The sequence below is a fragment of the Psychroserpens jangbogonensis genome (assembly GCF_000797465.1).
GTDB classification, from domain to species: Bacteria; Bacteroidota; Bacteroidia; order Flavobacteriales; family Flavobacteriaceae; genus Psychroserpens; species Psychroserpens jangbogonensis.
This window is the reverse complement of the sequence record NZ_JSWG01000038.1, coordinates 1-250: the sequence shown is the minus strand read 5'-3', so window position 1 is coordinate 250 and position 250 is coordinate 1. Positions and strand designations below refer to the sequence as shown.

At 43.2% G+C, this 250-nt stretch carries 1 protein-coding gene; it reads right to left on the bottom strand.

The features are described from left to right. The coding region (locus RH81_RS16130; protein WP_033962445.1) for a phage tail tape measure protein at positions 1 to 250 on the bottom strand (250 nt) is incomplete at both ends.

The window sequence follows — 250 nt, the reverse complement described above, 5'->3', positions numbered from 1 at the left end:
CGTCAATGGAAAGCCCTGCTGATTTGAACTGGGCTGAGTATTCTGAGATCGTATCTAAAAGCTCGTTTGAATAATCGCCGCCTTTTTGTGCAGAAACGGTGATGTAATCAAAAGCTTTCCCTGCATCCACACCAAAGTTATCAATCAAGGCTTTGGCTGCCCGAGTACTTTCAGGTATTTCAAATTCAAAAGTATCTCTGAGAACATAAGCCCGTTTTGTGGCCTGTTCAAGTTCTTCTCCCTTTAAGCC